Source organism: Streptomyces koelreuteriae (genome assembly GCF_018604545.1).
Lineage (GTDB): Bacteria > Actinomycetota > Actinomycetes > Streptomycetales > Streptomycetaceae > Streptomyces > Streptomyces koelreuteriae.
Genome location: NZ_CP075896.1, coordinates 4,946,476 through 4,971,598, shown reverse-complemented (window position 1 = coordinate 4,971,598; position 25,123 = coordinate 4,946,476). Strand labels below are relative to the sequence as shown.

The 25,123-nt window shown below is 71.0% G+C and carries 20 protein-coding genes, 1 pseudogene and 1 riboswitch; of the genes and pseudogenes, 2 read left to right on the top strand and 19 right to left on the bottom strand.

Annotated features, from left to right (window positions below; translation table 11 throughout):
- Positions 1 to 49: 49 nt before the first annotated feature.
- The 16 genes from KJK29_RS22550 to KJK29_RS22475 all read right to left on the bottom strand — a co-directional run bounded on the left by KJK29_RS22550 (position 50) and on the right by KJK29_RS22475 (position 17,189).
- Positions 50 to 1,351, bottom strand: coding sequence for an SAM-dependent methyltransferase (locus tag KJK29_RS22550; RefSeq protein WP_215120959.1), 1,302 nt, complete (start codon positions 1,349 to 1,351; stop codon positions 50 to 52).
- A gap of 206 nt (positions 1,352 to 1,557) precedes the next feature.
- Positions 1,558 to 2,946 (bottom strand): NAD(P)/FAD-dependent oxidoreductase, encoded by a 1,389-nt coding sequence (locus KJK29_RS22545; protein ID WP_184598197.1) that lies wholly within the window; start codon positions 2,944 to 2,946, stop codon positions 1,558 to 1,560.
- Between the two features lie 422 nt (positions 2,947 to 3,368).
- Entirely contained in the window at positions 3,369 to 4,310 is a 942-nt protein-coding gene (locus KJK29_RS22540; protein WP_215120958.1) for a Ppx/GppA phosphatase family protein, read from the bottom strand.
- Entirely contained in the window at positions 4,307 to 4,837 is a 531-nt protein-coding gene (locus tag KJK29_RS22535) for a DUF501 domain-containing protein (RefSeq protein WP_215120957.1), read from the bottom strand. The genes KJK29_RS22540 and KJK29_RS22535 overlap by 4 nt, the downstream gene beginning before the upstream one ends.
- A gap of 53 nt (positions 4,838 to 4,890) precedes the next feature.
- The gene (locus KJK29_RS22530) at positions 4,891 to 5,367 is read right to left on the bottom strand and encodes an FtsB family cell division protein (protein ID WP_215120956.1); all 477 of its coding nucleotides are present in this window, start codon (positions 5,365 to 5,367) and stop codon (positions 4,891 to 4,893) included.
- A 120-nt stretch (positions 5,368 to 5,487) separates the two neighbouring features.
- On the bottom strand, positions 5,488 to 6,768 hold the full coding sequence (gene eno / locus KJK29_RS22525; protein ID WP_215120955.1) for a phosphopyruvate hydratase: 1,281 nt from the start codon (positions 6,766 to 6,768) through the stop codon (positions 5,488 to 5,490).
- Between the two features lie 278 nt (positions 6,769 to 7,046).
- Positions 7,047 to 7,748, bottom strand: coding sequence for a LysM peptidoglycan-binding domain-containing protein (locus KJK29_RS22520; protein ID WP_215120954.1), 702 nt, complete (start codon positions 7,746 to 7,748; stop codon positions 7,047 to 7,049).
- 4 nt (positions 7,749 to 7,752) lie between these two features.
- A riboswitch (cyclic di-AMP (ydaO/yuaA leader) is annotated at positions 7,753 to 7,919 on the bottom strand.
- A 228-nt stretch (positions 7,920 to 8,147) separates the two neighbouring features.
- Positions 8,148 to 9,113, bottom strand: a complete 966-nt coding sequence (locus KJK29_RS22515) for a LysM peptidoglycan-binding domain-containing protein (RefSeq protein WP_215120953.1) — start codon at positions 9,111 to 9,113, stop codon at positions 8,148 to 8,150.
- 148 nt (positions 9,114 to 9,261) lie between these two features.
- Positions 9,262 to 10,548 carry a cytochrome P450 family protein gene (locus tag KJK29_RS22510; protein WP_215120952.1) on the bottom strand — a complete coding sequence of 429 codons (1,287 nt, stop codon included), beginning with the start codon at positions 10,546 to 10,548 and terminating at the stop codon, positions 9,262 to 9,264.
- A 45-nt stretch (positions 10,549 to 10,593) separates the two neighbouring features.
- On the bottom strand, positions 10,594 to 11,601 hold the full coding sequence (locus tag KJK29_RS22505; protein WP_215120951.1) for a nucleoside triphosphate pyrophosphohydrolase: 1,008 nt from the start codon (positions 11,599 to 11,601) through the stop codon (positions 10,594 to 10,596).
- A gap of 122 nt (positions 11,602 to 11,723) precedes the next feature.
- Positions 11,724 to 12,371, bottom strand: a complete 648-nt coding sequence (locus tag KJK29_RS22500) for a SurA N-terminal domain-containing protein (protein WP_215120950.1) — start codon at positions 12,369 to 12,371, stop codon at positions 11,724 to 11,726.
- 153 nt (positions 12,372 to 12,524) lie between these two features.
- On the bottom strand, positions 12,525 to 14,063 hold the full coding sequence (locus KJK29_RS22495) for a serine/threonine-protein kinase (protein ID WP_215120949.1): 1,539 nt from the start codon (positions 14,061 to 14,063) through the stop codon (positions 12,525 to 12,527).
- On the bottom strand, positions 14,060 to 14,677 hold the full coding sequence (locus tag KJK29_RS22490; protein ID WP_215120948.1) for a hypothetical protein: 618 nt from the start codon (positions 14,675 to 14,677) through the stop codon (positions 14,060 to 14,062). The genes KJK29_RS22495 and KJK29_RS22490 overlap by 4 nt, the downstream gene beginning before the upstream one ends.
- A 160-nt stretch (positions 14,678 to 14,837) precedes the next feature.
- A complete protein-coding gene (locus tag KJK29_RS22485) occupies positions 14,838 to 15,581 on the bottom strand; it encodes a GNAT family N-acetyltransferase (RefSeq protein WP_215120947.1) in 744 nt (247 codons plus the stop codon).
- 94 nt (positions 15,582 to 15,675) lie between these two features.
- A complete protein-coding gene (locus KJK29_RS22480) occupies positions 15,676 to 16,380 on the bottom strand; it encodes a DNA alkylation repair protein (RefSeq protein ID WP_215120946.1) in 705 nt (234 codons plus the stop codon).
- Positions 16,381 to 16,400: 20 nt separating this feature from the next.
- Positions 16,401 to 17,189 (bottom strand): HNH endonuclease family protein, encoded by a 789-nt coding sequence (locus KJK29_RS22475; RefSeq protein WP_251057906.1) that lies wholly within the window; start codon positions 17,187 to 17,189, stop codon positions 16,401 to 16,403.
- 140 nt (positions 17,190 to 17,329) lie between these two features.
- Here KJK29_RS22475 and KJK29_RS22470 point away from each other — a divergent pair, with 140 nt between their 5' ends.
- Both KJK29_RS22470 and KJK29_RS38945 read left to right on the top strand, forming a co-directional pair.
- Complete coding sequence (locus tag KJK29_RS22470) at positions 17,330 to 17,515, top strand: Rv0909 family putative TA system antitoxin (RefSeq protein WP_215120945.1); 186 nt, start codon at positions 17,330 to 17,332, stop codon at positions 17,513 to 17,515.
- 88 nt (positions 17,516 to 17,603) lie between these two features.
- A pseudogene (locus tag KJK29_RS38945) lies at positions 17,604 to 17,696 on the top strand (MerR family transcriptional regulator); the annotation flags it as partial.
- A gap of 37 nt (positions 17,697 to 17,733) precedes the next feature.
- Here KJK29_RS38945 and mfd read toward each other — a convergent pair.
- The 3 genes from mfd to KJK29_RS22455 all read right to left on the bottom strand — a co-directional run bounded on the left by mfd (position 17,734) and on the right by KJK29_RS22455 (position 24,961).
- Positions 17,734 to 21,267 carry a transcription-repair coupling factor gene (mfd, locus tag KJK29_RS22465; RefSeq protein WP_215120944.1) on the bottom strand — a complete coding sequence of 1,178 codons (3,534 nt, stop codon included), beginning with the start codon at positions 21,265 to 21,267 and terminating at the stop codon, positions 17,734 to 17,736.
- A 329-nt stretch (positions 21,268 to 21,596) separates the two neighbouring features.
- Positions 21,597 to 24,176, bottom strand: a complete 2,580-nt coding sequence (locus KJK29_RS22460) for an ABC transporter permease (RefSeq protein WP_215120943.1) — start codon at positions 24,174 to 24,176, stop codon at positions 21,597 to 21,599.
- Positions 24,173 to 24,961, bottom strand: coding sequence for an ABC transporter ATP-binding protein (locus KJK29_RS22455; protein ID WP_215120942.1), 789 nt, complete (start codon positions 24,959 to 24,961; stop codon positions 24,173 to 24,175). Before KJK29_RS22455 ends, KJK29_RS22460 begins: the two co-directional genes overlap by 4 nt.
- Positions 24,962 to 25,123: the final 162 nt, after the last annotated feature.

The following is a 25,123-nucleotide window of genomic DNA, read 5'->3' as shown; positions in this document are numbered from 1 at the left end:
GGCCCGAAGGCCCCCTTTCCCACCGGTGGGAGAGGGGGCCTTCGCCGTGTCAGTTCCAGGTGCGGGCGCGCAGGGGCATGCCCGACTCCCCTGATGCGGGGGCCCGCACGGCCAGGACCTGGTTGACGCCGATGCGGTTGCGCTCGAAGGCGACCGCGCAGGCGGCCATGTACAGGCGCCAGACGCGGGCGCGGCCGGGCCCGGTGAGCCGGACGGCACGCGTCCAGTCGGCCTCCAGGCGGGTGACCCACCGGCGCAGCGTGAGGGCGTAGTGCTCGCGGATCGACTCGACGTCGCGCACCTCGAACCCGGCGCGCTCCAGCTGGGTGACGGTGACGCCGACGGGCTGGAGTTCACCGCCGGGGAAGACGTAGGAGTCGATGAACGCGTCGACCTCGTACGTCGTCTCGTCCCGCTGCGGGCGGCGGGCGATCTGGTGGTTCAGGAGCCGTCCGCCGGGCTTGAGCAGGTCGTACAGGCCGTCGGCGTACTCCAGGTACCGTTCGGCGCCGACGTGTTCGGCCATGCCGATGGAGGAGATCGCGTCGTACGGCCCGTCGCGGACGTCGCGGTAGTCCTGGACGCGGATCTCGATCCGGTCGGTGAGGCCCTCTTCCGCGACGCGCTTGCGGGCGTAGGCGGCCTGCTCCTGCGAGAGCGTGACGCCGACGACGCTCACGCCGTGCTCGCGGGCGGCGTGGATGGCCATGGAGCCCCAGCCGCAGCCGACGTCGAGCAGCCGCTGACCGGGTCTCAGGCCGAGCTTGCGGCAGACGAGTTCGAGCTTGTCCCGCTGGGCCTGTTCGAGGGTGGCGTCCGGGCTGTCGGGGCTGTCCCAGTAGGCGCAGGAGTACACCATGGACGGGCCGAGGACGATCTCGTAGAAGTCGTTGCCGACGTCGTAGTGGTGGCTGATGGCGCGTCTGTCGCTGCGCTTGGTGTGCAGGTGGCGGCGGGGGGCCCGGGCCTCCTCGGGAGGCGGGGCGGGCGGCAGCGGGGACCCGGCGAGCCTGACGAGGCCCCGGACCGCGGAGCGGACCTCGGGGTCGCGCAGGGCCTGGGTGAGGGTGCGGGCGTCCTCGCCGCGCTCCCAGATGTCACCGGCGAGCAGGTCGAGGGCGGTGTAGAGGTCGCCCTCGATGTCCAGGTCACCCGCCACCCAGGCGCGGGCCAGACCCAGTTCGCCCGGCTTCCACAGCAGGCGGCGCAGGGCGCGGCGGTGGTGTACGACCAGGGTGGGCGCGCCCGGCGGGCCCGCCTGCGAACCGTCCCAGGCGCGGATGCGCACCGGGGGCGGTGCTCCCAGCAACTGTGCGAAGAGGCCCTGCAGCCGCAGCGCGGCGTCTGCCATGGTGTACACCTCCGTGACGGGGAATCCCGGAATGTCCGACACCACGTAAACACCTGCGGGGCCCCACCGCAGTCCCCGGCACGCGTCATCTCTGAGCAAAGCCGCCACTTCGCCCACCCGGCGGGTGGGCTGCCGTACAACGCCGAAGGACCTCCCGCACCACGGATGGCGGGAGGTCCTTCGTCAGGCGGGTGACCGGGGGAGGGTCAGGAGGCCTTGGCCTTCTCCTCGGTCTTCTCCTTCGGCGCGGCGGCGACCGGGGCCGGCTTGGCGGCCTCGTAGAACTCCTCGCGCGGCGTCTCCATCGCACCGAGGGAGACGACCTCGCGCTTGAGGAACATCGCCAGGGTCCAGTCGGCGAAGACGCGGATCTTGCGGTTCCAGGTCGGCATCGCCAGACCGTGGTAGCCGCGGTGCATGTACCAGGCGAGACGGCCCTTGAGCTTGATCTTCATCTTGCCCATGACGATCATCGCGACGCCCTTGTGGAGGCCGAGACCGGCCACCGCGCCCTTGTTGGCGTGGGCGTAGTCCTTCTGCGGGAAGCCCCGCATGCCGGAGACCACGTTGTCGCCGAGGACCCGGGCCTGGCGCAGCGCGTGCTGGGCGTTCGGCGGGCACCAGGCGTTCTCGTTGCCCGCCTTGCGGCCGACGAGGTCCGGGACCTGGGCGTTGTCGCCGGCGGCCCAGATGTAGTCGGTGCCCTTGACCTGGAGCGTCGGCTCGCAGTCGACGTGACCGCGGGGGCCGAGCGGCAGGCCGTAGCGGGACAGGGCCGGGTTGGGCTTGACGCCGGCGGTCCAGACGATGGTGCTGGAGTCGACCTCGAGGCCGTTCTTCAGCACGACGTGGCCGTCGACGCAGGAGTCCATGGAGGTGGACAGGTAGACCTCGACGCCGCGGCCCTCGAGGTGCTCCTTGCCGTACTTGCCGAGCTTGGGACCGACCTCGGGGAGGATCTTGTCGGCGGCGTCGACCAGGATGAAGCGCATGTCCTCACGGGACACGTTCTTGTAGTACTTCGCGGCGTCGCGGGCCATGTCCTCGACCTCGCCGATGGTCTCCGCACCGGCGAAACCGCCGCCCACGAAGACGAAGGTGAGCGCCTTGCGGCGGATCTCCTCGTCGGTGGTGGAGTCGGCCTTGTCGAGCTGCTCGAGGACGTGGTTGCGCAGACCGATGGCCTCCTCGACGCCCTTCATGCCGATGCCCTGCTCGGCGAGGCCGGGGATCGGGAAGGTGCGGGAGACCGCGCCGAGCGCGATCACCAGGTAGTCGAAGGGCAGCTCGTAGGCCTCGCCGACCAGCGGGGAGACCGTGGCGACCTTGCGGTCCTGGTCGATGGTGGTGACCCGGCCGGTGAGAACCTCCGCCTTGGGCAGCACGCGTCGCAGCGGGACGACGACGTGGCGCGGGGAGATGTTGCCGGCGGCGGCTTCGGGGAGGAAGGGCTGGTAGGTCATGTACGACCGGGGGTCGACGACCGTGACGGTCGCCTCTCCGTAGCGCATCTTCTTCTGGATGCGCCGAGCTGCGTACAGGCCTACGTACCCACCGCCTACTACGAGGATCCTGGGACGCTCCGTGGTGCTCATGCCATCGAGTATCCACCCGCCTCAGGGGGGTGGCTCGTGCGCCCCTTCACAAGCTCTGGCAGGGGGGTGTGTTATCCTCCGCGGCTCGCGTGATCCATGTCATGGTGACAACCGGGATCCTTTGTGCACCCCGGACCGTTGTCAATGCCGCGTGAGCTGCCTCTCTGGGCGGAAAGGGCCTCCGTGAGGCCACCCCGGAGTCCCGCTCCGGGCTCCTTCCCCGGCATCTCCATACCATGCTTCTGAACACGTTCAAAGGCACCTGAGGGCCCCGGATGGGTCAACGGGGCCCTTCTTGTCGCCCTCGCGGGCCGAATTCCTTGTGAAGAACTTCACGAACTTTTCCGACGAGCCGTCGCCGGGGGGTTCACCAGAGCCCCCCGGACACGCTCAAACGTGATCCATGCCTGCTCAGAAGCGGCCTACGCGACCGACCACGCGATGCCGTCGAGGATGTCGTGCTCGCTCACGACGACCTCCTCGGCGCCGATCCGCTCCATGATCGACAGCAGTACGAGGGCCCCCGCCGCGATCACGTCGACCCGGCCCGGGTGCATGGACGGCACGGCCGCGCGCTCGGTGTGCGTGGAGCGCAGCAGCCACTCGGTGATCTCACGGACCCGGTCGTGGGAGACACGGGAGTGGTGGATGGCGGCCGGGTCGTACTCGGGCAGCTCCTGCGCGATCGCCGACACGGTCGTCACGGACCCGGCGAGGCCCACCAGCGTGCGGGCCTCGCGCAGCGGGACCGTCTCCTCGGCGAGGTCGAGGGCGGCCTCGATGTCCGCCCGCATCGCCGTGATCTGCTCCTCGGACGGCGGGTCGCTCACCACGCCGCCCCGGACCAGGTGACGCTCGGTCATCCGGACGCAGCCGATGTCCACCGAGCGCGCCGCCCGGACATGGTCGTCGCCGACGACGAACTCGGTCGAGCCGCCGCCGATGTCCACGACGAGGTAGGGCTCGGGCAGGTGGTCTCCCCCGGCGAGCTCCTTGGTGGCGCCGGTGAAGGAGAACTCGGCCTCCTGGTCCCCGGAGATCACCTCGGGCTCGACGCCCAGGATGTCCAGCACGCCGCGCACGAACTCGTCGCGGTTCTCGGCGTCCCGGGAGGCGGAGGTCGCCACGAACCGCAGCCGCTCCGCCCCGTGCTCCTTGATGATCCCGGCGTACTCGCGGCACGCCGCGAAGGTCCGCTGGAGCGCCTCGGGGGCGAGCCGGCCGGTGCGGTCGACGCCCTGCCCGAGCCGCACGATCGTCATCCGGCGGTCCAGGTCGACCAGCTCACCGGTGGCAGGGTCGGCGTCCGCGACCAGGAGCCGGATGGAGTTCGTACCGCAGTCCACGGCGGCGACACGGGTCACTGCGTGGCCTCCTCGGCGTTCGTCACGCACGGGCCCTTGCGCCACCACTCCGGCAGCATCTCGATGGCCTCGTCCCCGAGCGGGTTCACCCCGGGCCCGGCGGCCAGCGAGTGGCCCACGAGCACGTGCAGGCACTTCACCCGGTCCGGCATGCCGCCCGCGCTCGGGAAGTTCTTCAGCTCCTCGATCTCGTCGCGCCGCCGGATGTAGTCCTCGTGCGCCGCCCGGTACGCCGCCGCCAGCTCGGGGTCCGAGGCCAGCCGCTCGGTCATCTCCTTCATCACGCCGTTCGCCTCCAGCGTGCCGATGGCCGAGGCGGCGCGCGGGCACGTCAGGTAGTACAGCGTCGGGAACGGCGTCCCGTCCGGCAGCCGAGGTGCCGTCTCGACGACGTCGGGCTGCCCGCACGGGCACCGGTGCGCGATCGCGCGCAGACCGCGCGGGGGCCGACCGAGCTGCTGCTTGAAGGCCTCGACGTCCGCGTCGGTGGGCTCGGTGCGCGGGGTGGTCGGCGGGGGCGTTTCCATGACTGTCTTCAGGCTGTCTTTCTTTGAGTCAGATATCTGGCTGGGATCCGGGTTCACCGGTCGGAGGCGTCGGACTTGTCGACGCCGTCCCACACATTGGCGTACCAGGGGCGGTCGGCCGTCCCGAGCACGGCGTGCGACTGCCGCGCCACGTGCGGGTCGACGACGATGAATCCCGTCTCCCCCGGCATGACGTAGTGCAACCGCTGCCGGATCTGCTGTTCCGCGTACGCGTCGTCCTGCCAGCGCGCCTTCTGGTCGCGCAGCCGTTCGACGCGCTGCCGGGCCTGCTGCTGTTCGCGCTGGAGGTCGTCGATCTCGGCGCGCTGGGAGACGTACTCCCGCATCGGGTAGGCGAGCGCCACGATCAGCGTGCACATCACCAGGGCGAGCAGCGCGGCCCGGCCGGTCAGCCGGGAGCGGCGGGCCTGGCGCCGGGTCTGGGAACGGTAGACCCGGGCCGCGGTCTGCTCGCCGAGCAGCCGGATCCTGGTCGCGGTGGAGAAACGGTCCCGGTCCTTCACGGCCATGGTCTCCCCGCTCTCCCGCTCCACCGTCCGACGCGCGTACGTCCCCGGACACGGTACGGGACCGAGTACGGGGACGTACGTACGACTGGCTCAGGGTTGACCCTTAACGGGTCAGCCCGGTCAGCCCTTGAAGCGCGGGAAGGCGCTGCGGCCGGCGTAGACCGCCGCGTCGTCGAGGATCTCCTCGATGCGCAGGAGCTGGTTGTACTTGGCGACGCGCTCGGAGCGGGCCGGGGCGCCGGTCTTGATCTGGCCGCAGTTGGTGGCGACGGCCAGGTCGGCGATGGTGACGTCCTCGGTCTCGCCGGAGCGGTGGGACATCATGCACTTGAAGCCGTTGCGCTGGGCCAGCTCGACGGCGTCCAGGGTCTCGGTCAGCGAGCCGATCTGGTTGACCTTGACCAGCAGGGCGTTGGCGGCGTTCTCGTCGATGCCGCGGGCCAGGCGCTCGGGGTTGGTGACGAACAGGTCGTCGCCGACGAGCTGGACCTTGTCACCGAGCTTCTCGGTGATGGTCTTCCAGCCCTCCCAGTCGTCCTCGAACAGCGGGTCCTCGATGGAGACGAGCGGGTACGCGTCGACGAGCTCGGCGTAGTACTCGGTCATCTCGGCGGCGGAGCGGGTCTTGCCCTCGAAGGTGTAGGCGCCGTCCTTGTAGAACTCGGACGCGGCCACGTCGAGGGCGAGGGCGATCTGCTCGCCGGGGGTGTAGCCGGCCTCCTTGATCGCCTCGAGGATGAGGTCGAGGGCCTCGCGGTTGGAGCCGAGGTTCGGGGCGAAGCCGCCCTCGTCGCCGAGGCCGGTGGCCAGGCCCTTGCTCTTCAGGACCTTCTTCAGCGTGTGGTAGACCTCGGCGCCCCAGCGCAGGGCCTCGGAGAAGGACTCCGCGCCGATCGGGGCGATCATGAACTCCTGGATGTCCACGTTGGAGTCGGCGTGCGAGCCGCCGTTCAGGATGTTCATCATCGGAACGGGCAGCAGGTGCGCGTTCGGGCCGCCCAGGTAGCGGAACAGCGGCAGGTCGCTGGCCTCGGAGGCGGCGTGGGCGACGGCGAGGGAGACGCCGAGGATGGCGTTGGCGCCGAGGGAGCCCTTGTTGTCGGTGGCGTCCAGGTCGAACATGGCCTGGTCGATCAGGCGCTGCTCGGTGGCGTCGTAGCCGACGAGCTCCGGGCCGATCTGCTCGATGACCGCGAGGACGGCCTTCTCCACACCCTTGCCGAGGTAGCGGTTCGAGTCGCCGTCACGCAGCTCGATGGCCTCGAAGGCGCCCGTGGAGGCGCCGGACGGGACGGCGGCACGACCGGTGCTGCCGTCGTCGAGGCCGACCTCGACCTCGACCGTGGGGTTGCCTCGGGAGTCCAGGATTTCCCGGGCTACGACGACGTCGATGGACGGCACGAGCATCTCCTTCTTATGTGACGCGGGTACGCGGGTCACGTGGACCCGGCGAGGTGCGGGCCGTGGTGGCTCGCGACATGAGCCTAACCGGCTCGGGCCGATCGGCCACCGGGTCGCCCACCCCATGGACAGAACCGAGAGTAAATTGTTTCCGAACGGAACAAAGACGATCGTGGAAAAGACCGGCAGTGACGCCCGGCGGAAATGACCCCGCCCCGGCGCGTACGGGGGAACACGCGCCGGGGCGGGGAGCCCGTGGGGACGGGGAGGGCCGCTGCTTACTTCAGGTGCAGCTGCTGGCCCGGGTAGATGAGGTTGGCGTCCTCGACGATGTCCTTGTTCAGCTGGAACAGCTTCTCCCAGCCGCCCTCGACCTTCTTGTCGGCCGCGATCGAGCTCAGGGTGTCGCCCTTGACGACCTTGTACTCGCCGTCGCCCTTCTTGACCTTCTTGCCGGTCGGGGTGGTGACGGTCTTCTTCGCGGCCGGGCGCTCGTCGGAGCGGGAGGCCGGCTGCTGGGTGTCGCGGGACTCGGTGCTCTGCTGGCTCTGCTCGCTCTGCTGCGAGGAGCTGCCGGAGTCGTCCGAGGAGGAGGAGCCACCGCCACTGGCGTTCGACAGGCCCTTGCCGCAGACCGGCCAGGCACCCTTGCCCTGACCCGCGAGGACCTTCTCGCCGATCTCGATCTGCTGCTCCTTGGTGGCCTGGTCGGCGGTGGCGGCGTACTTGGTGCCGCCGTAGCCGGACCAGGTGGAGGCGGAGAACTGCAGACCGCCGTAGTAGCCGTTGCCGGTGTTGATGGACCAGTTGCCGCCGGCCTCGCACTGGGCGACGGCGTCCCACTCGGAGGCGGTGGCGGCGGAAGCGCCGCCGGCGGCCATCAGCGGGGCGGCGACAGCGGCGCCGGTGACACCGGCGACGGCGATGGCACGGCTGGCCTTGGACGGACGACGGTGCTTGCCCTTGCTGGAAAACAGCATGGAAGGATCCCCTCACCGACGCCTGCGAGGTGAGCTGTCGGGTTCGGGCCGGTTGAGTTGCCCGGCCGCGCCCCTCCCGGGACACGGCTTCACCCCAAGCCCTTCCGGCACAACCGGCCGGTCGGGCACCTACCTTGGGTCCCCCGCTCCTGCCTACGGCGCTTGACGCGACGACTGTTCCCGTACGGCCGCTGGCAGGATTCGGCGTTGCGGCAGCCGGGGCTCGTGGTGACGAGCGGTCCCGACCGTAGCCACGCGATCCGCCGAATTTCAAAGACGATCAGGGCTTCTGAGATCTATCTCTCACGGGCATCAAACGGGACATTAGCCGCGAAACATGACGCGAACTCGCGCTGTTTCGGGGCGACTTCCGCCCCCGTTTCCGCACTGCCCGAACCGCTACTTCTCGTCCGCTTCGCCCTCGACCGTGAGCTTCTGACCGGGGCGGATGAGGTCCGGGTCGGTACCGACGGCCTTCTTGTTGCCGTCGTAGAGCTCGTGCCATCCGCCGCTGATGTCAAGGGAGTCGGCGATGGACCAGAGGCTGTCGCCGATCCCCACGATGTAGGCACCCTCGGACGAGTCGCCGGAGCCCTCCTCGCCGCGGTCGTCGCGCGAGGCGTGACGCCCCGTGGAGTCGTCCGTACGACCCTCGGGCGCCTGGGTCTCGTCGGCACTGGGGCCGCGGTGGCGGCCGGAGCCGCTGTCGGTCGGCGCCGAGGAATCGTCGCTCTGCCGCGAGTTGTCGGACTTGTCACTCTCGCGCGTGGCGGACGGGGAGCTCTCGGGCTCCTGGTCCTGCGAGTCGGAGTCCTTGGAGTCGGGCGACTTGTCGGACTTGGAGGATTCGTCCTTCGAGTCCGACGACTCGTCAGAAGACGGCGAGCCGGACGGGGACGACGAAGGCGAGGACCCGAGGGAGTCGAGCAATCCGGATGAATCCGACGAACCGGATGAGTCGGATGAGCCGTCCGAGTCGGAGGACTTCTTGTCCTGCTCCAGACCGGACAGCAGCCCGCAGGTGCGCCAGGCACCGGCCCCCTGCTCGGCCAGGATTCTCTCGGCCACGGCTATCTGCTGGGAACGGCTGGCCAGGTCGGCGCTCGGGGCGTAGTCGAGGCCGCCGTGACCCTCCCAGTCCTCCTGCGACAACTGCAGGCCGCCGAAGTATCCGTTGCCGCTGTTCTGGCTCCAGGCGCCGCCGGTCTCGCAGTCCGCGACCCGGTCCCAGGTCGTGGCGTCGGCCGCGCTGGCGCCGGAGGCTCCGAGGAGCGGGATCGCGATGGCGGAGCCGGTCACTCCGGCCGCGAGGAGGAGAGCCGGAGCCTGGCGGGGGCGACGGTGCCGACCGTTCCCGGAGAGCATACGGAGACCTTTCGCGAAGACAGCAGTGACCGGCGCGAAGCCGGTTTTCCCGGGCCGCGCTGATGATGGGTGAACGTATAGGCAGACGATCACTTGTCACAAGTTAATGCCGCGTAGATCACGTGAAGATCACAGGACTGACGGCGTGTCACCTTTGCGCGGGCGTGGACCCCACCGGTGCGGGCGTGAACTCAACCGGCAGCGTCCGCAGCCCCCGCATGATCAGGCCGCCGCGCCACCTCAGCTCGGCCGGTTCGGCCGCGAGCCTCAGGTCCGGGAGGCGGGTGAGGAGCGTGGCGAGGGCGGTCTGGCCCTCCAGACGGGCGAGCGGGGCGCCGAGGCAGTAGTGGATGCCGTGGCCGTATCCGAGGTGCTGGTTGTCGCGGCGGGAGAGGTCGAGCACGTCCGGATCGGCGAACCGCTCCGGGTCCCGGTCCGCGGCGGCCAGGACGACGAGGACCGGGTCGCCGGCCTCGATGCGCTGCCCGCCGATGGTGAGCGGCTGCGTGGCGAAGCGCCAGGTGGCGAGCTCGACGGGGCCGTCGAAACGCAGGAGTTCCTCGACGCCCGTCTCCAGGAGGCCGGTCTCCCCCGCGGCGAGGGAGGCCTGGAGCCGGGTGCGCTGCTCGGGGTGGGTGAGCAGGGCGTAGGTGCCGTTTCCGATCAGGTTCACGGTTGTCTCGAAACCGGCGAACAGCAGGATGAAGGCCATGGCGGCGGCCTCGTTCTCGGTGAGGTGCTCGCCGTGGTCGGAGGCCCGGATGAGACCGGAGATGAGATCCTCGCCGGGGGCGGGTTCGGCGGGGAGCGCCTCCCGCTTACGGTGGATCAGGTCGGCGAGGTAGCCCCGCATCTTCTTCACCGACCGCGCCACGCCGCCCCGGGGGCCGCCCTGGTGACGGATCATCATGCCCGCCCAGTCCCGGAAGTCGTCCTGGTCCTCGCGGGGGACGCCGAGCAGGTCGCAGATGGCGTAGATGGGGAGCGGGAAGGCGAACTCGTGGATCAGGTCGGCGGACCCCTGCTGCGCGAACCCGTCGATGAGACCGTCGGTCAGCTCCTGCACCCGCTGCTCGAACTCGGCGACCCGGCGGGGTGTGAACGCCTTGGACACCAGCCGCCGCAGCCGGGTGTGGTCCGGCGGATCGATGTTGAGCAGATGCGTCATCAACTCGGCCTTGCGCTCACCCGGGATACCCGTCTTGCCCTTGGCGTGCGCGGGTTCGCGGTGATGCGCCGGGTTCTTGGAGAGCCGGTTGTCGGCGAGGGTCTGCTTGGCATCGGCGTACCGCGTGACCAGCCAGGCCTCGACGCCGCTGGGGAGCTTGGTCCGGTGCACGGGGGCGTGCTCACGGAGCCAGGCGTAGGCGGGGTAGGGGTCGGTGGCGAACTCCCACGAGAACAGTTCCGGCACCCCGGGCACTTCATGTCGCATGCCATGACCCTACGCAGCGATCGGAGCGCCTCACGGCCGCTGCCCTCAGCCCTCGCTCTCCCTGATCGCGTCCCGGTAGGCGCGGGCCGCCGCTCTCAGGGCCGCTTCCGGGTCCACGCCCTCCGACTCGGCGCGGACCGCCAGGGCGAGGAGGTCGTAGCCGATGCCTTCGACGGGTGGGAGGGGTATGTCCAGGTTCGCTGTGCGGGCCCGGGAGGCCAGCTTGGCGGCGAGGGCCAGGCCGGGCTGGCCGAGGGGGATGCCCTCGGTGACGGAGGTGCGCTGCTTCTCGACCGCCTTGGTGCGCAGCCAGTGCGCCTTGACCTCCTCGGGGGTGGTGGCCGTCTCGTCGCCGAAGACATGCGGGTGGCGGTGGATCAGCTTGGCGACGATGCCGCCGGCGACGTCGTCGATGGAGAAGGGGGACTCCAGGTCCTCTTCCGCGATGCGGGCGTGGAAGACCACCTGGAGGAGGACGTCGCCGAGCTCCTCGCGCAGTTCGTCGCGGTCGCCCTCCTCGATCGCCTCGACGAGTTCGTACGCCTCCTCGATGCCGTACTTGGCCAGGCCCTTGTGGGTCTGGCGGGACGACCAGGGGCACTCGGCGCGGATGCGGTCCATGACCTGGACGAGGTCGAGGAGGCGGGCGCCCGGCAGGTCGTAGGAGGCGGGGAGCAGCTCCAGCTCGGGCATGTCGACGCGGCCGGTGCCGGCCAGACGCGCCAGGCCGTCCGTGAGGACCGGCTCGCCCTCGCCGGTCGCCACGACGACCACCGTGCGGCCCCCGGCGCAGGCGTCGACCAGCTCCTGCGCGGCCGGGGACGCCTCGTCGACGGCTATCCCCGCCTCGCGCAGATAGGGCAGCTGCGGGTGGGCGCCGTCCGCGCACAGCACCTGGTCGGCCGCGTGCAGGGCCTGCCAGGCGGGCCAGGAGAGCAGGCCGGGGGCGACGCGGTGGCTGGTGGTGAGCAGGACGATGCGGCCGGTGGCGGCGTGCGCGGCGGGGGCGGCCTGCTCGGGTCGCGGGGTGGCTTCGGGGCTGTTGGCGTTCACGATTCGAAGCTATCCCACGTCGCCGACAGCCCCCGAAGTTATCCACAGGCCTCGCGGGCCCCGAGATTTCCACAGGCTCCGCGCCGCCGGAGTTGTCCACAGGCCCCGGCGGATGGGCGGGCCTACATGCTTTGCTGTGTCTGCGCCGCCGTCACGTCCCGCACCCACGGCGTCTTGGCGTCGGCGCGGCTGCTCTTCTGGACGTCCCAGGTGCCGTAGCGCGGGTTGAGGTCGACGTCCAGGTCCTTGGAGGCCTCGGACAGGGCCTTCCAGAACTCGGGGCGGCTGGTGTCGGTGTTGAGTTTCTCGGCGAGCTTCTGGGCCTCCAGCTGGAGGCGGAGGTTGTCGTCGAGGCGCTCCGGCGGGATGCCGTACTGCTGGAGCCAGGTCGTCTCCAGCGCCTGGGCTCCGCCGGCCTGCTCCTCCAGGCCGGACCGCATCTCCTGGACCTCCCTGCGGGTGACTCTCACCCCGGCGTCCTCGGCGGCGCGGTGCAGCACCCGGTCGAGGATCATGGTGTGCAGGGTGTCGCGAGTGAGGGTGCCGGTCCGGGCGATGGCCTGCTGGTACTGGGCGTCGTCGCGCACGGTCTCCCGCTGGGCCTCGCGGACCTCGCCGACCCGTTCCTCGAGCTGGGAGACGGTGATCCGCTGCCCGCCGACCACGGCCGCGGCGCCGGCATGCGCCTCGTTCCCGCAGGCGGTGAGGAGGGGCGCCGCGGCGGCGATCGCGGCGGTGAGGACGAGCGCGGTGCGACGGCGGCGGTGCAAGGGAACCTCCCGAGGAGATTGTGCGACGGTGCACAAGGTCTTGCGTTGATCGATGTTAGGCAGTGGGCGAGCTCTGGCCAACCCATTCGACCAACGATTCACCAGGACTTCCGGCACCGCCGCGCCGCCCCGAGCCGGGGTGAAGCGCGGGTCCTACCCGCGGACCTGCCCCAGCCACTGCAGCGTCCGGCGGATCTCCGTGCCCAGCGGGTGGCCGGGGCCGTGCGTGCGCTCCACGTCGTGCAGCAGCCGGGCGAGGGTGTCGTGGGCGGCGCCGCGGTCGCCGAGGGCGAGCAGGAGATGGCCGATGCGGCGGCGGACGTCGTGCGCGAGTTCGGGGCCGCCTGCGGCGACGTACTGGTTCTCGTAGTAGGGCAGCACCGCCCGGTACTCGGCGAGCGCGGCGGCCGGTTCGCCGAGCTGTTCGAGGCACTGGGCGGCCTCGTAGCGGAAGCGCAGGGACTGCGGGTCGGCCTGGCCGGCCTCGGCGGCGCGTTCGTCGGCGAGGCGGCGCAGCTCGGGCAGGGCGCGCCGGTACTGCCCGTCGTCCAGGAGCGTGGCCGCGTACTGCTTGCGCAGGGTGCGCACGACCGGGGAGTGCTCGCCGTGCTGTTCGGCGGCGGCGGGCAGGGTCGCGCCGAGGATGTCGACGGCCTGGGTGATGCGGCCCTCGCCGAGGAGCCGTTTGACCTCGTCGACGGCGCGGGCGATGTCCGTCTTCCCGGGCGTCTCGGTGACGGGCGTGGCGGGCGCGGGCTGGGGAGCGGGGGTACGCGCGCGGTCGGGCCAGGGGGCGTGCGGGCGCAGGAAAGGCCGGGTGGGGTCGAGGGGCGCTCCGGTGGGCGTCCCGCGCGCGGGCAGGAGCAGCTCCAGATGCTCGTAGACCTCCTGCGCGGAGGCGGGCCGGTGCTGCGGGTCCTTGGCGAGGAGGCGCAGGACGAGGGCCTCCAGGGCCTCGGGGACCTCGGGGCGGAGGCGGCGCACGGGCTGCGGGGGCTCGTAGAGGTGCCGGTGCAGTACGCCGAGGGCGGTGGAGCCGGAGAAGGGGACGTCGCCGCTGAGCAGTTCGTGCAGGACGACGCCGAGTGCGTAGAGGTCGGTGTAGGGGCCGACCGCGCCGCCCATGGCCTGCTCGGGGGCCATGTAGGCGGGCGAGCCTATGGGGGTGCCGGTGTGGGTGAGGCGGGTGGTGTCGGTGTCCATGACGGAGGCGATGCCGAGGTCGAGGACGGTGACCGTGCCGTCCTGCTTCACCATCACGTTGCGCGGCTTGAGGTCGCGGTGGACGATCGGCACAGCGTGCACGGCGCTGAGCACGGCGCACAGTTGCGCGGCGACGGCGACCGCCCACTGCCAGGGGTACGGGTCGTGCTCGGCGAGATGGCCGGCGAGGTCGGCGCCGTCGATGTACTGCATGACGAGGAACAGCTCCTCGCCCTCGCTGCCCGCGTCGTGCACCGTGACCAGGCCCGGGTGGTCGACCTGCGCGGTCACCCGGCACTCGCGCACGAAGCGGCGGCGCAGTTCCTCCGCGTCCTGCCCGGCCACCTTGTCGGGGTGCAGCAGCTTCACCGCCACGCGCCGGTCGAGCCGCTGGTCGTAGCCCGTCCAGACCTGGCCCATGCCGCCCTGGCCGAGGAGCGTGGACAGCTCGTAGCGGCCGGCGACGACACGTCCCGCCGCCGCGCTCATCTGCCGCCCTCGGAGGTGCCGTCCCGGTGGCCTTCGCCCTCGTGGCGGCGCAGGTAGTCGCTGAGTTCGTCGAGTTCGGCGCGTACCTGGTCGATCCGGGCGGGGGCGGGGCGCTGCGGCGACGGCGGCACCGGGCCGGGGGGCGGGGTGTCGCCGGCGACAGGGGTGTGCGGCGGCTGCTGCGGGACGGGCGTGGACGTGGGGGCGTAGGGCGGCGCGGGGTGCGGATAGCCGTACGGGGTGTGCGTCGCCGTCTGGGCGTGGGGCGACGGGTAGCCGGTGAACTGCTGTGGCCGGCTGTGGTGGCCGATGTCCACGATCAGGAACCAGATGGAGGCGCCCAGGCCGATCAGCAGCATCACGGCCAGCGCGATGTCGCTGCGGTAGTCGCCCTCCGGCAGGGTGCCGACCACCGCGAAGCACGCGATGGACAGCGGCAGACTCACCCAGGCCAGCGCCCAGTACAGGCCCCGTCCGCGCAGGACGGCCACCCGGAACAGCGGTACGCAGGCCAGCACGCCGCAGGTGAGGAAACCGGCGGCGGCGAACAGCACGCGCAGGGAGATGACCGTTGCCGCGCTGCGGGGAGGCGGCGCCGCGCCGTGGCCGTACATGACTGCTCCTGGACCGGTGAGCCGATGGGGACGGATGTGCGAGTGACAGAGCCCGGATGGGAGTCCGAGCGTATAGCCCGACAAGGACAACCCGTCACGGGTTGTACCGAACCGTTGTCGTGCTGATCACTTCGCGTCGCTCACCGCCGCTGCCGGACCCTCACAGGGGGTGCCGCATCCACACGTTGGGCTCGACGTACACCGCGTACCCGCGCGCGGGCTCGCAGCGCACCGGCACCAGGGCGCCGGGCACCTCGATGTCGCCCTCGGTGTCGAAGGGCAGTCCCGTCCAGCGGCGCCAGTGCGCCAGGGCGGCGGACACCGTCATGGACGCGGGTGCCACGGAGTCGATGGTGGCGCCGGCCCGGGCGTGGACGCGCAGCCAGGGGTCCTCGGGCAGGCCGTCGGGGCGGACGCGGTGGGCGTACTCCTCGATGGGGGTGTGCGGTTCCAGGTGCTTGGCGCTCGGGCGGACCGGGGCGACGACCTCGCGGAAGCCGCGGGCCCGGGCGTTGTCGCGCATGGCCGAGAGCATCACGGCGGACAGGCCCCGGCCCTGGGCGTGCGGGGCGACGGAGATCGAGATCGCGCTGACGGTGTCGGGGCGGACACCGCGGCGCAGGTCGGAGAAGGCCCAGACGAGGACGGTGTCCCAGCCGCGGGCGGGCAGTTCGCCGCGGCCCTCGGCGCCGAGGGCGAAGGGCACGCTGTAGCCGTTCGCCACGACCTCGCCCCGCTCGTCCTCGGCGAACAGGACGTACTCGGGGAGTTCGGCGGCGATCCGCGGGAAGTGCGCGGCGCCCACGAGGTCCTGGATCACGAACTCCGGCCAGCTGTCCGCCATTCCGACGACCCGCTCCAGCATGTCGGGGCGGTCGGCGAGGGTCGATATCTTCGGCTGCATGCGGTCACGCTAGGCGAGCGGGGGTCCACCCGGAATCGAATTACCAGGCGGGGCCCGGTCCGACGGCTGGGACTCCCCCCCTGCCGTGTTCGCGCTATCGCGTGCGGACGAACCGCGCCCGCTCGTCCGCCGGGAGCAGCTCGGTCGCACAGCGCACGGTGACGCGCGGCAGTTCGGTCTGGTGGCGTTCGAGGAATGCCACCAGCAGGGGCGCGTCGCGGCGGCCGATCTCGCGCAGCATCCAGCCGAGCGCCTTGTGGATCAGCGGTTCCGGATCCCGGCACAGCGCGCGCACCAGGTGGAGCGTCGGCTCGAAGCGGCCCTCGCGGATGAGCGCCAGCGTGGCGACCACGGCGATCCTGCGGTCCCACAGCCATGCCGAGGCGGCCAGCCGGTCCAGGATCTCCGGGGCGTTCGCCGGTCCGTCCACCAGCCAGGGCCCGAGCACGGTGTGCGCGGAGGCGTCCACGAGGTCCCAGTTGTCCACGGAGTCGGTGTGCGCCAGATAGAAGTCGACCAGCGTCGCGCGCTCCGCCCCGCGCGCCCTGCGCATCCGCTCGGCCAGGACGAGGAGCCCGGCGAGCCGTTCCTCGTGGACGCGGCCGCGCAGCAGCACCTCCACGTCCTCCAGGGCCAGGTCCCGGTGGGCCCGGGCCAGCCGGCGCAGCGCGGGGACGCGCACGCCGAGCAGTTCGTCGTCCTCCGGGGGACGGAGCACCCGCAGTTGCTGCACTCTGATCCCCGGCTCCGCCAGGCCCCGGAGTTCGGTCCGCATGGCGTCGAGCGAATCGGCCGTCATGACGAAGGACGCTAGCCCCTTCAGCCCCCGCACTGCCGCAGCATCATCTCCTTGTCGGGCGCCGTCACGGGCAGGTCGTACTTGAGGGACACCTGGGCGAAGCGCACCGAGTACGAGCAGCGGATCTTCTTGTTCGGCGGCAGCCAGGACGCCGGGCCCGAGTCGCCCTTGGAGCTGTTGGTCGGGCCGTCGACCGGGACGAGATTGAGCGGGTCGTTGGCGATGGACTCCCGCTTGTCCTTCGTCCAGCGCGAAGCGCCCATCTGCCAGTCGTACGACAGCGGCATGACGTGGTCGATCTGGACCGCGATCGCACGGGACTTGGTCCACTCGATGACCTTGCCGGTGTACGGGTCGTGCAGCGTCAGCGCCATGACGACGCAGTCCGAGCCCGAGCGGAAACGGAGGTCCTGCCCGTCGCGCTTCAAGAGGTCGTTCCGCGAGTCGCAGCCGTTGTGCGAGAAGGGGACGTCGCGGGGCGCCGAGTCCTTCCAGGCGTAGCCGAACTCGTCCCGTTCGTATCCCGTCCTGGGGCCGCGCCCCTTCGTCACCACCTTCTCGATCACGTCGCGGGCCCTCGCCCGGTCCTCGGTGGAGGTGATCGCCGCGAGCCCCGGCTTCGTGCCGTCCGGGTTGTCCAGCGGGTTCACCGCCCGGCCGTCGCCTCCCCCGTCGCCGTCGGCCGGGACACCGGAACCGGAGGGTCCGCCGCCGTCCGCGGGCGGGGCCAGTCCCTCACAGCCGACCAGCGTCGAACCGGCGAACACCATCGCGACAGCCAGTGCCGCCCCGCCCCTCAGACGCGTCACCGTGCGCCCCTCCCCTGTGCTTGTCCGTGCCTGGTCCCACGGTAGCGAGGGAGAGGTCCAGACCACATCGGACCTAAAGGGGCATTCCTAGCATGTCGCGCGTATCGTCGGTTCTGAGTCACCTCCTGAAGGAGTTCTGCATGGGCATCTTCGACAAGTTCAAGAGCCAGGCGCGGCACAAGGGCAAGCAAGGCTCGGACACCGCGGAACAGAAGGCCAACGAGAGGACCGGCGGCAAGTACGAGGACCAGGTCGAATCCGGGCAGCAGCGGATGGAGGGCTCGCTCGGCATGGACCAGGACCGCGACCGGCCCGACCAGAAGTAAGGCCTCTCAGCAGTAAGGCCTCTCCTCCCCCAGAGGCCGTCCGGGGAGACGTGTACGCACCTCCCACGGGCGGCTTCGGACGTTCCGTGCCGTGCGGACCGCCGCCGAGCGGCTCGCCGTGCTGGACGCGCGGATCGCCGCGCAGACGGCGGTGCGCGACCGGCTGGCGGCGGTCCTTCGCACGCGGGGTGTGGCGGCGGTCCTTCGCACGTGGGGCGTCAGGACCCCAGCACCGACGTCAGGAACTCCCCGACCCAGCCCAGCAACTCCCGCCCGACCAGCGGCTTTCCGCCGACCTTCGCGGTCTTCGGGCGCGGCACCAGCACCTGGTGCACCGCCGGCTTGATGACCGTCCCGGGATAGAGCCGCTTGAGCCGCAGTTCCTGCGACTCGCGCAACTCCACGGGGGCGAAGCGGATGTTGGTGCCCTGGAGCACGATCTCGCCGACCCCGCAGGCCCGCGCGAGCATCCGCAGACCGGAGACGAGCAGCAGGTTCTCCACCGGCTCGGGCAGCTTGCCGTAGCGGTCGACGAGTTCCTCGCGGACGGCCTTGACGTCCTCCTCCGTGTTGGCGGAGGCGATGGCGCGGTACGCCTGGAGACGGAGCCGCTCGCCCGGCGCGTAGTCGTGCGGGACGTGCGCGTCGACGGGCAGCTCGATCTTGACCTCGAGCGGCGGCTCCTCCTCGATCCCGCCGGTCTCCAGCTGACGCCGGTAGTCGGCGACGGCCTCGCCCACCATCCGCACGTACAGGTCGAAGCCGACGCCCGCGATGTGGCCGGACTGCTCGCCGCCGAGGAGGTTGCCCGCGCCGCGGATCTCCAGGTCCTTCATCGCCACGTACATACCGGCGCCCATCTCGGTGTGCTGCGCGATGGTCGCGAGCCGCTCGTGCGCGGTCTCGGTCAGCGGCTTCTCCGGCGGGTAGAGGAAGTAGGCGTACCCGCGCTCGCGGCCACGCCCCACCCGGCCGCGCAGCTGGTGCAGTTGGGACAGGCCGAAGTTGTCGCCGCGCTCCACGATCAGCGTGTTGGCGTTGGAGATGTCGATGCCGGACTCGACGATCGTCGTGGAGACGAGCACGTCGAACTTCTTCTCCCAGAAGTCGACGACGACCTGCTCCAGCGACTGCTCCGACATCTGGCCGTGGGCGGTGGCGATGCGCGCCTCGGGGACGATCTCGCGCAGCCGGGCCGCCGCCCGGTCGATCGACTCGACCCGGTTGTGGATGTAGAAGACCTGGCCCTCGCGCAGCAGTTCACGGCGGATGGCGGCGCCGATCTGCTTCTCCTCGTAGGGGCCCACGAAGGTCAGCACCGGGTGCCGCTCCTCGGGCGGGGTGGTGATCGTCGACATCTCCCGGATGCCGGTGACCGCCATCTCCAGGGTCCTGGGGATGGGGGTCGCGGACATCGTCAGGACGTCGACGTTCGCCCGGAGCTTCTTCAGCTGCTCCTTGTGCTCGACGCCGAAGCGCTGCTCCTCGTCGACGATGACCAGGCCGAGGTCCTTGAACTTCGTCTCCGACGAGAACAGCCGGTGCGTGCCGATGACGATGTCCACCGAGCCCTCGCGCAGGCCCTCCAGGACCGCCTTGGCCTCGGTGTCGGTCTGGAAGCGGGAGAGCGCCTTCACGCTGACCGGGAACTGCGCGTAGCGCTCGCTGAACGTCCCGAAGTGCTGCTGCACCAGCAGGGTCGTGGGCACCAGGACGGCCACCTGCTTGCCGTCCTGGACGGCCTTGAAGGCGGCCCGGACCGCGATCTCGGTCTTGCCGTAGCCGACGTCGCCGCAGATCAGCCGGTCCATCGGGACCGTCTTCTCCATGTCGTCCTTGACCTCGGCGATGGTGGTGAGCTGGTCGGGCGTCTCCGCGTAGGGGAAGGCGTCCTCCAGCTCGCGCTGCCAGGGGGTGTCGGCCCCGAAGGCATGCCCGGGGGCCGCCATGCGCGCGCTGTACAGCTTGATCAGGTCGGCCGCGATCTCCTTGACGGCCTTCTTCGCGCGGGCCTTGGTCTTCGTCCAGTCGGCGCCGCCCAGCCGGTGCAGCGTGGGGGCCTCGCCGCCGACGTACTTGGTGATCTGCTCCAGCTGGTCGGTGGGGATGTAGAGACGGTCGCCGGGCTGGCCGCGCTTGGCGGGCGCGTACTCCACGACCAGGTACTCACGGGTCGCGCCCTGCACGGTGCGCTGCACCATCTCGATGTAGCGGCCCACGCCGTGCTGCTCGTGGACGATGTAGTCGCCCGGCTCCAGGGTGAGCGGGTCGATGGTCTTGCGGCGGCGGGCCGGCATCCGGGCGCCCTCGCGGCCCGCGGCCCTCTGGCCGGTCAGGTCGGTCTCGGTGAGCACCGCGAGGCCGAGGGCCGTGTCGACGAAGCCGTGCTCGATCGAGCCGCACGCCACATGCACCAGGGACGGGGAGATCTCGGCGAGGTCGGCGTCGAGACGGGCCGCGATGCCCTCGCCGCCCAGCACCTCGACCGTACGGGCGGCCGGGCCGTGCCCCTCGGTCACGAACACCGTGCGCCAGCCGTCGGCGAGCCAGCCCTTGGTGTCGGCGAGGGCCTTGGCGGTGTCGCCCCGGTAGGTCTCCGGGGCGTGCATGCCGAGCTTGAGAGTGTCGGCGTCCAGCTCCTCGTCGGCGGCGAACGGCGACACCGACCACCACATCATGTCCAGCTCGCGGGCCCGCTCCCGGACGTCCGCGATGGACCACAGGGAGGCCGCGCCGACGTCGATGGGCGCCTCGCCGCCGCCGGCGGTGGCCGCCCAGGAGGCCTGGAGGAACTCCTGCGAGGTGGCCACCAGGTCCGACGCGCGCGTACGGACCCGCTCCGGGTCGCAGACGACGGCCATGGCGCCCTTGGGCAGTACGTCGAGCAGCAGCTCCATGTCGTCGACCAGGACCGGGGCGAGGGACTCCATGCCCTCGACCGCGATGCCCTCGGCGATCTTGCCGAGCAGCTCGCCCAGCTCGGGGTGCTGTTCGGCGAGGGCCCGCGCACGCTCGCGTACGTCCTCGGTGAGCAGCAGTTCACGGCACGGCGGCGCCCACAGGCCGTGCTCGGCGACTTCGAGGGAGCGCTGGTCGGCGACCTTGAAGTAGCGAATCTCCTCTACGTCGTCGCCCCAGAACTCGATGCGCAGGGGGTGTTCCTCGGTGGGCGGGAACACGTCGAGGATGCCGCCGCGCACGGCGAACTCGCCGCGCTTCTCCACCAGCTCCACGCGCGCGTACGCCGCGGCCCCGAGGGCGTCGACGATCTCCTCGAGGTCGACGCTCTGCCCCGGTCTCAGGGAGACCGGCTCCAGGTCGCCGAGGCCCTTGACCTGCGGCTGGAGCACGGACCTGACGGGCGCGACGACGACGGAGACCGGGCCGGTCTCGGGGTCGTCGGGGCGGGGGTGGGCCAGGCGGCGCAGCACGGCCAGACGGCGGCCGACGGTGTCGCTGCGGGGGCTGAGCCGCTCGTGCGGGAGGGTCTCCCAGGAGGGGTACTCCACCACTCCCTCCGGCGGGAGGAGGGAGCGCAGGGCCGCGGCCAGGTCCTCGGCCTCGCGGCCCGTCGCCGTCACGGCCAGCACCGGGCGGCCCGTGTCCCGGGCCAGGGCGGCGACCGCGAAGGGGCGGGCGGCCGGGGGGCCGACCAGGTCGACGTGCATGCGGTTGCCGTCTGCGGCCGCGCTGATCGCTTCCGCGAGGGCGGGGTCTCTGACTACGGCGTCGAGCAGACCGTGCAGGCTCATACGGGTCTTTTCCGTCCAGGGGTGGGCAACACGACTGGCCCGACGCGCGCCGCGGGCCGGGGGTCTCCAGCGTACGTCGCTGCGCGGCCGGGCGGCGGGGCCTGTGGACAACGCCCCGTGTCAGGTGCTCGGCATCGGTGTCCTGGCCTGCCAGGGGGCTCCGCCCCCTGGACCCCCGGGACCTGTGCCCACCCGCCGCCCGAAGCGGTCGGACAGGAAGCCGGGCTCGCGGGTCCGCAACAGCACCCGGCGCCGAGGAGTCCTGGACTCCTCGGCGCCGGGTCCCCCGCAACCCCCGTGTGCGGTGGTTCTCGGTGACGACTGCCGCGCTACTCCGTCGCGATCGCGTTCAGCACGTTCATCCGCCCCGCCCGGAACGCCGGGATCAGTGCCGCGAACAGGCCCACGAACGCCGAGCTGACGAAGACGCCGATGATCGTCGGCCAGGGGATCTCCAGGACCATCAGGCCCTCCAGCGCGAGGAGCTGCTGCGCGGTGGCGCCCCAGCCCATGCCCAGGCCGAGGCCGAGGAGGGCGCCGAAGAGGGCGATGACGACCGACTCCATGCGGATCATGCGGCGGAGCTGGCGGCGGGAGAGGCCGATCGCCCGCATCAGGCCGATCTCCCGGGTGCGCTCCACCACGGACAGGGCCAGGGTGTTCACCACGCCCAGGATGGCGACGATGATCGCCAGGGCCAGCAGGCCGTAGATCATCTTGAGCAGCTGGCCGATCTGGTCCTTCAGGGCTTCCTTGTAGTCGGTCTGGTCGCGCACGACGTACTGCGGGTAGTCGTGCATGACCGACTTCAGGGACTTGTACGCGGCCTCCTCCTGCCCCTCCTCGGCGCTGGCGAAGAGCAGCGTGTCCAGCGGCATCTTGTCGGCCGGGACGTACTTGGCCATCGTCGAGATGGACGTGTACATCGCGCCCGCGTCGATCACGGCGTCACTGCTGGTGATCGCCCGGACCGTCAGGTCGGCCGTGCGGCCGTCCTTGAAGGCGACGGAGATCTTGGAGCCGAGGCTGATGCCGTGGTCCTCGGCGAACTTCTCGTGCACGGACATCGAGTCGGGCTTGTAGGCGTCGGGGAGCTTGCCGGCGACCGTCTCGGTGCGCAGGTCGGTGGCGTACGTGGGGTCGGCGGCGGTGATCGCCGTGTCCTTGAGCGTCTTGCCGTCGGGGGTGGTGAAGTCGGCCTCGGTCCACTTGTACTCGGTGAACCGCTCCATGTCCGACGCGGACTTCGCGGCCTGCACCGCCTGCGGGGTGAGGAGCTGGCCCCTGTCGGACTGGATGATGAAGTCCGTGCCGACGGTCTTGTCGAGCTGGTCGGTGGCGGAGGCCACCATGGAGGAACCGACCACGGACAGGCACGCCACCAGGGCGAGGCCGATCATCAGGGCGGCGCCCGTCGCGCCGGTGCGGCGCGGGTTGCGCAGGGCGTTGCGCTCGGCCATGCGGCCCACGGGGCCGAACATGCGCAGCAGGACGGCGCCGAGGACCCGGACCACACCGCCGGCGAGCAGCGGGCCGATGACGACGAAGCCGATCAGCGACAGGACCACGCCGAGGCCGAGCCAGAGCGAGCCCTCCTTGGCCTGGTCGGCCGTCGCCGCCAGATACAGGCCGAGGGCGCCGACGCCGGTGAGGACGGTGCCGATCGCGGCGCGGATCCAGCCGGCCTTGGCGTCCGCGGGGGCACCCGCGTCGCGCAGCGCGGCCATCGGGGAGATCTTGCCGGCGCGCCGGGCGGGCAGGTAGGCGGCCAGGACGGTGACGATCACGCCGAGGAGCAGGCCGGCCACCGGGGTCGTCCAGGCCACCGTCAGGTCGTCGGTGGACAGCTCCATGCCCATCTGGCCCATGAGCTTCATCAGGCCGATCGCGAGGCCGACGCCCGCGGCCACACCGAGCACCGAGCCGACGACGCCGAGCAGCAGCGCCTCGATCAGCACCGAGCGGTTGACCTGCTTGCGGGAGGAGCCGATCGCCCGCATCAGGCCGATCTCCCGGGTGCGCTGGGCGACCAGCATGGAGAAGGTGTTGATGATCAGGAAGATGCCGACGAGGAAGGCGATCCCGGCGAAGCCGAGCATCGCGTACTTCATGACGTTCATGAAGCCCGCGACGTCCTTCTGGTTGGCGTCGGCGGTCTCCTTGGCGGTCTTCACCTGGAGGTCGCCGCCGAGCGCGGCCGTCACGTTCTTCTTCAGCTGCGCGTCGCTGACGCCGGCGGCCGCGGTGACGTTGACGTTGGTGTAGACGCCGCTCTCGCCGACCAGGGCCTGCTGGGCGGTCTTGGTGTCGAGGTAGAAGATCGCGGCACCGGGGTTGGTGACGGTGAAGTCGGCGATGCCGGAGATCTTCGCGGTGTGGGTGCCCATCGCGCTGATCACGCCGATCGGGTCGCCGAGCTTGAGGCCGTGCTTGTCGGCGGTGTCGGCGTCGACCATGATCTGGTCGGCGCTTTTGGGCGCCGCACCGGAGGTGACCTTCATGGTGCGGGCTTCGTTGCCGTTCCAGCCGCCGACGATGGTCGGGGCGCCGCTGGAGGGCGACAGGTTGTCCTTGTCGCCGTCGACGACGGTCACCGAGGTGGAGAACACCGCGCCCTCGGCGGACTTCACACCGTCGGCGCCCCGGACCTCGGCGAGCACGGAGGCCGGCATGACCGGCGGCTTGCCGTTGTCGGAGGTCGTCTCCCCGCTGTCGGAGGCGCCCTTGGGGCTCACCGTCACATCGGAGGAGGTGGCCGCGAAGAGCTTGTCGAACGTGGTCGACATGGTGTCCGTGAAGACGAGCGTCCCGCAGACGAAGGCCACCGACAGCAGGACGGCGATCGCCGACAGCGCCATACGGCCCTTGTGCGCGAGGAAGTTGCGCATCGAGGTCTTCATGACGGTCATGACGTACGCCCCCGGGCGTCGAAGTCCTTCATGCGGTCCAGGACGGCGTCCGCGGTCGGCTTGAACATCTCGTCGACGATCCGGCCGTCGGCGAGGTACAGGACCCGGTCCGCGTAACTGGCGGCGACGGGGTCGTGGGTGACCATCACGATGGTCTGGCCCAGCTCGTCGACGGAGCGGCGCAGGAAGCCCAGCACCTCGGCGCCGGCGCGCGAGTCGAGGTTTCCGGTCGGCTCGTCCCCGAAGATGATCTCGGGCCGGGCCGCCAAGGCCCGTGCCACGGCGACGCGCTGCTGCTGGCCGCCGGAGAGCTGGGTGGGCCGGTGCTTGAGACGGTCGGAGAGCCCGACGGTCTCCACGACCCGCCCGAGCCACTCCTTGTCCGGCTTGCGGCCGGCGATGTCCATGGGCAGCGTGATGTTCTCGATCGCGTTCAGCGTCGGCAGCAGGTTGAACGCCTGGAAGATGAACCCGATCCGGTCCCGGCGCAGTTGTGTGAGCTTCTTGTCCTTCAGACCGGTGATCTCGGTCTCGTCGAGGTGGATCTGCCCGCCGGTGACGGTGTCGAGCCCGGCGAGGCAGTGCATGAGCGTGGACTTGCCGGACCCCGAGGGGCCCATGATCGCGGTGAACTGGCCGCGTGCGATGTCCACGTCGACATGGTCGAGGGCGACGACCCGGGTCTCCCCGGATCCGTACGCCTTCACGACCTGCCGTGCCCGTGCGGCAACGGCCGTACGCCCGCCAGTACCCCCGTGCCTGGGAATGGTTACAGCCGATGTCACGGTATGTCTCCTATGTCGGTCAGTAGTGTCGATCAGCAGAAGGTGATGTGTCTCAAGTCTTTCGGTGGGGAGGGGTCACGCGCCCTGGTGTTGGGCGCCGTCTTCTTCCTGTGGAAAACCCCACCCCGCCGGTGTGGAACACCGCCCCCCGACGGCGTAAAG

Coding starts and splice junctions, on each gene's coding strand:
- KJK29_RS22550 (WP_215120959.1), bottom strand. CDS start 1,351: ATGGCAGACGCCGCGCTGCGGCTGCAGGGCCTCTTCGCACAGTTGCTG.
- KJK29_RS22545 (WP_184598197.1), bottom strand. CDS start 2,946: ATGAGCACCACGGAGCGTCCCAGGATCCTCGTAGTAGGCGGTGGGTAC.
- KJK29_RS22535 (WP_215120957.1), bottom strand. CDS start 4,837: ATGGAAACGCCCCCGCCGACCACCCCGCGCACCGAGCCCACCGACGCG.
- KJK29_RS22530 (WP_215120956.1), bottom strand. CDS start 5,367: ATGGCCGTGAAGGACCGGGACCGTTTCTCCACCGCGACCAGGATCCGG.
- KJK29_RS22520 (WP_215120954.1), bottom strand. CDS start 7,748: ATGCTGTTTTCCAGCAAGGGCAAGCACCGTCGTCCGTCCAAGGCCAGC.
- KJK29_RS22515 (WP_215120953.1), bottom strand. CDS start 9,113: ATGCTCTCCGGGAACGGTCGGCACCGTCGCCCCCGCCAGGCTCCGGCT.
- KJK29_RS22510 (WP_215120952.1), bottom strand. CDS start 10,548: ATGCGACATGAAGTGCCCGGGGTGCCGGAACTGTTCTCGTGGGAGTTC.
- KJK29_RS22495 (WP_215120949.1), bottom strand. CDS start 14,063: ATGAGCGCGGCGGCGGGACGTGTCGTCGCCGGCCGCTACGAGCTGTCC.
- KJK29_RS22490 (WP_215120948.1), bottom strand. CDS start 14,677: ATGTACGGCCACGGCGCGGCGCCGCCTCCCCGCAGCGCGGCAACGGTC.
- KJK29_RS22485 (WP_215120947.1), bottom strand. CDS start 15,581: ATGCAGCCGAAGATATCGACCCTCGCCGACCGCCCCGACATGCTGGAG.
- KJK29_RS22480 (WP_215120946.1), bottom strand. CDS start 16,380: ATGACGGCCGATTCGCTCGACGCCATGCGGACCGAACTCCGGGGCCTG.
- KJK29_RS22470 (WP_215120945.1), top strand. CDS start 17,330: ATGGGCATCTTCGACAAGTTCAAGAGCCAGGCGCGGCACAAGGGCAAG.
- mfd (WP_215120944.1), bottom strand. CDS start 21,267: ATGAGCCTGCACGGTCTGCTCGACGCCGTAGTCAGAGACCCCGCCCTC.
- KJK29_RS22460 (WP_215120943.1), bottom strand. CDS start 24,176: ATGACCGTCATGAAGACCTCGATGCGCAACTTCCTCGCGCACAAGGGC.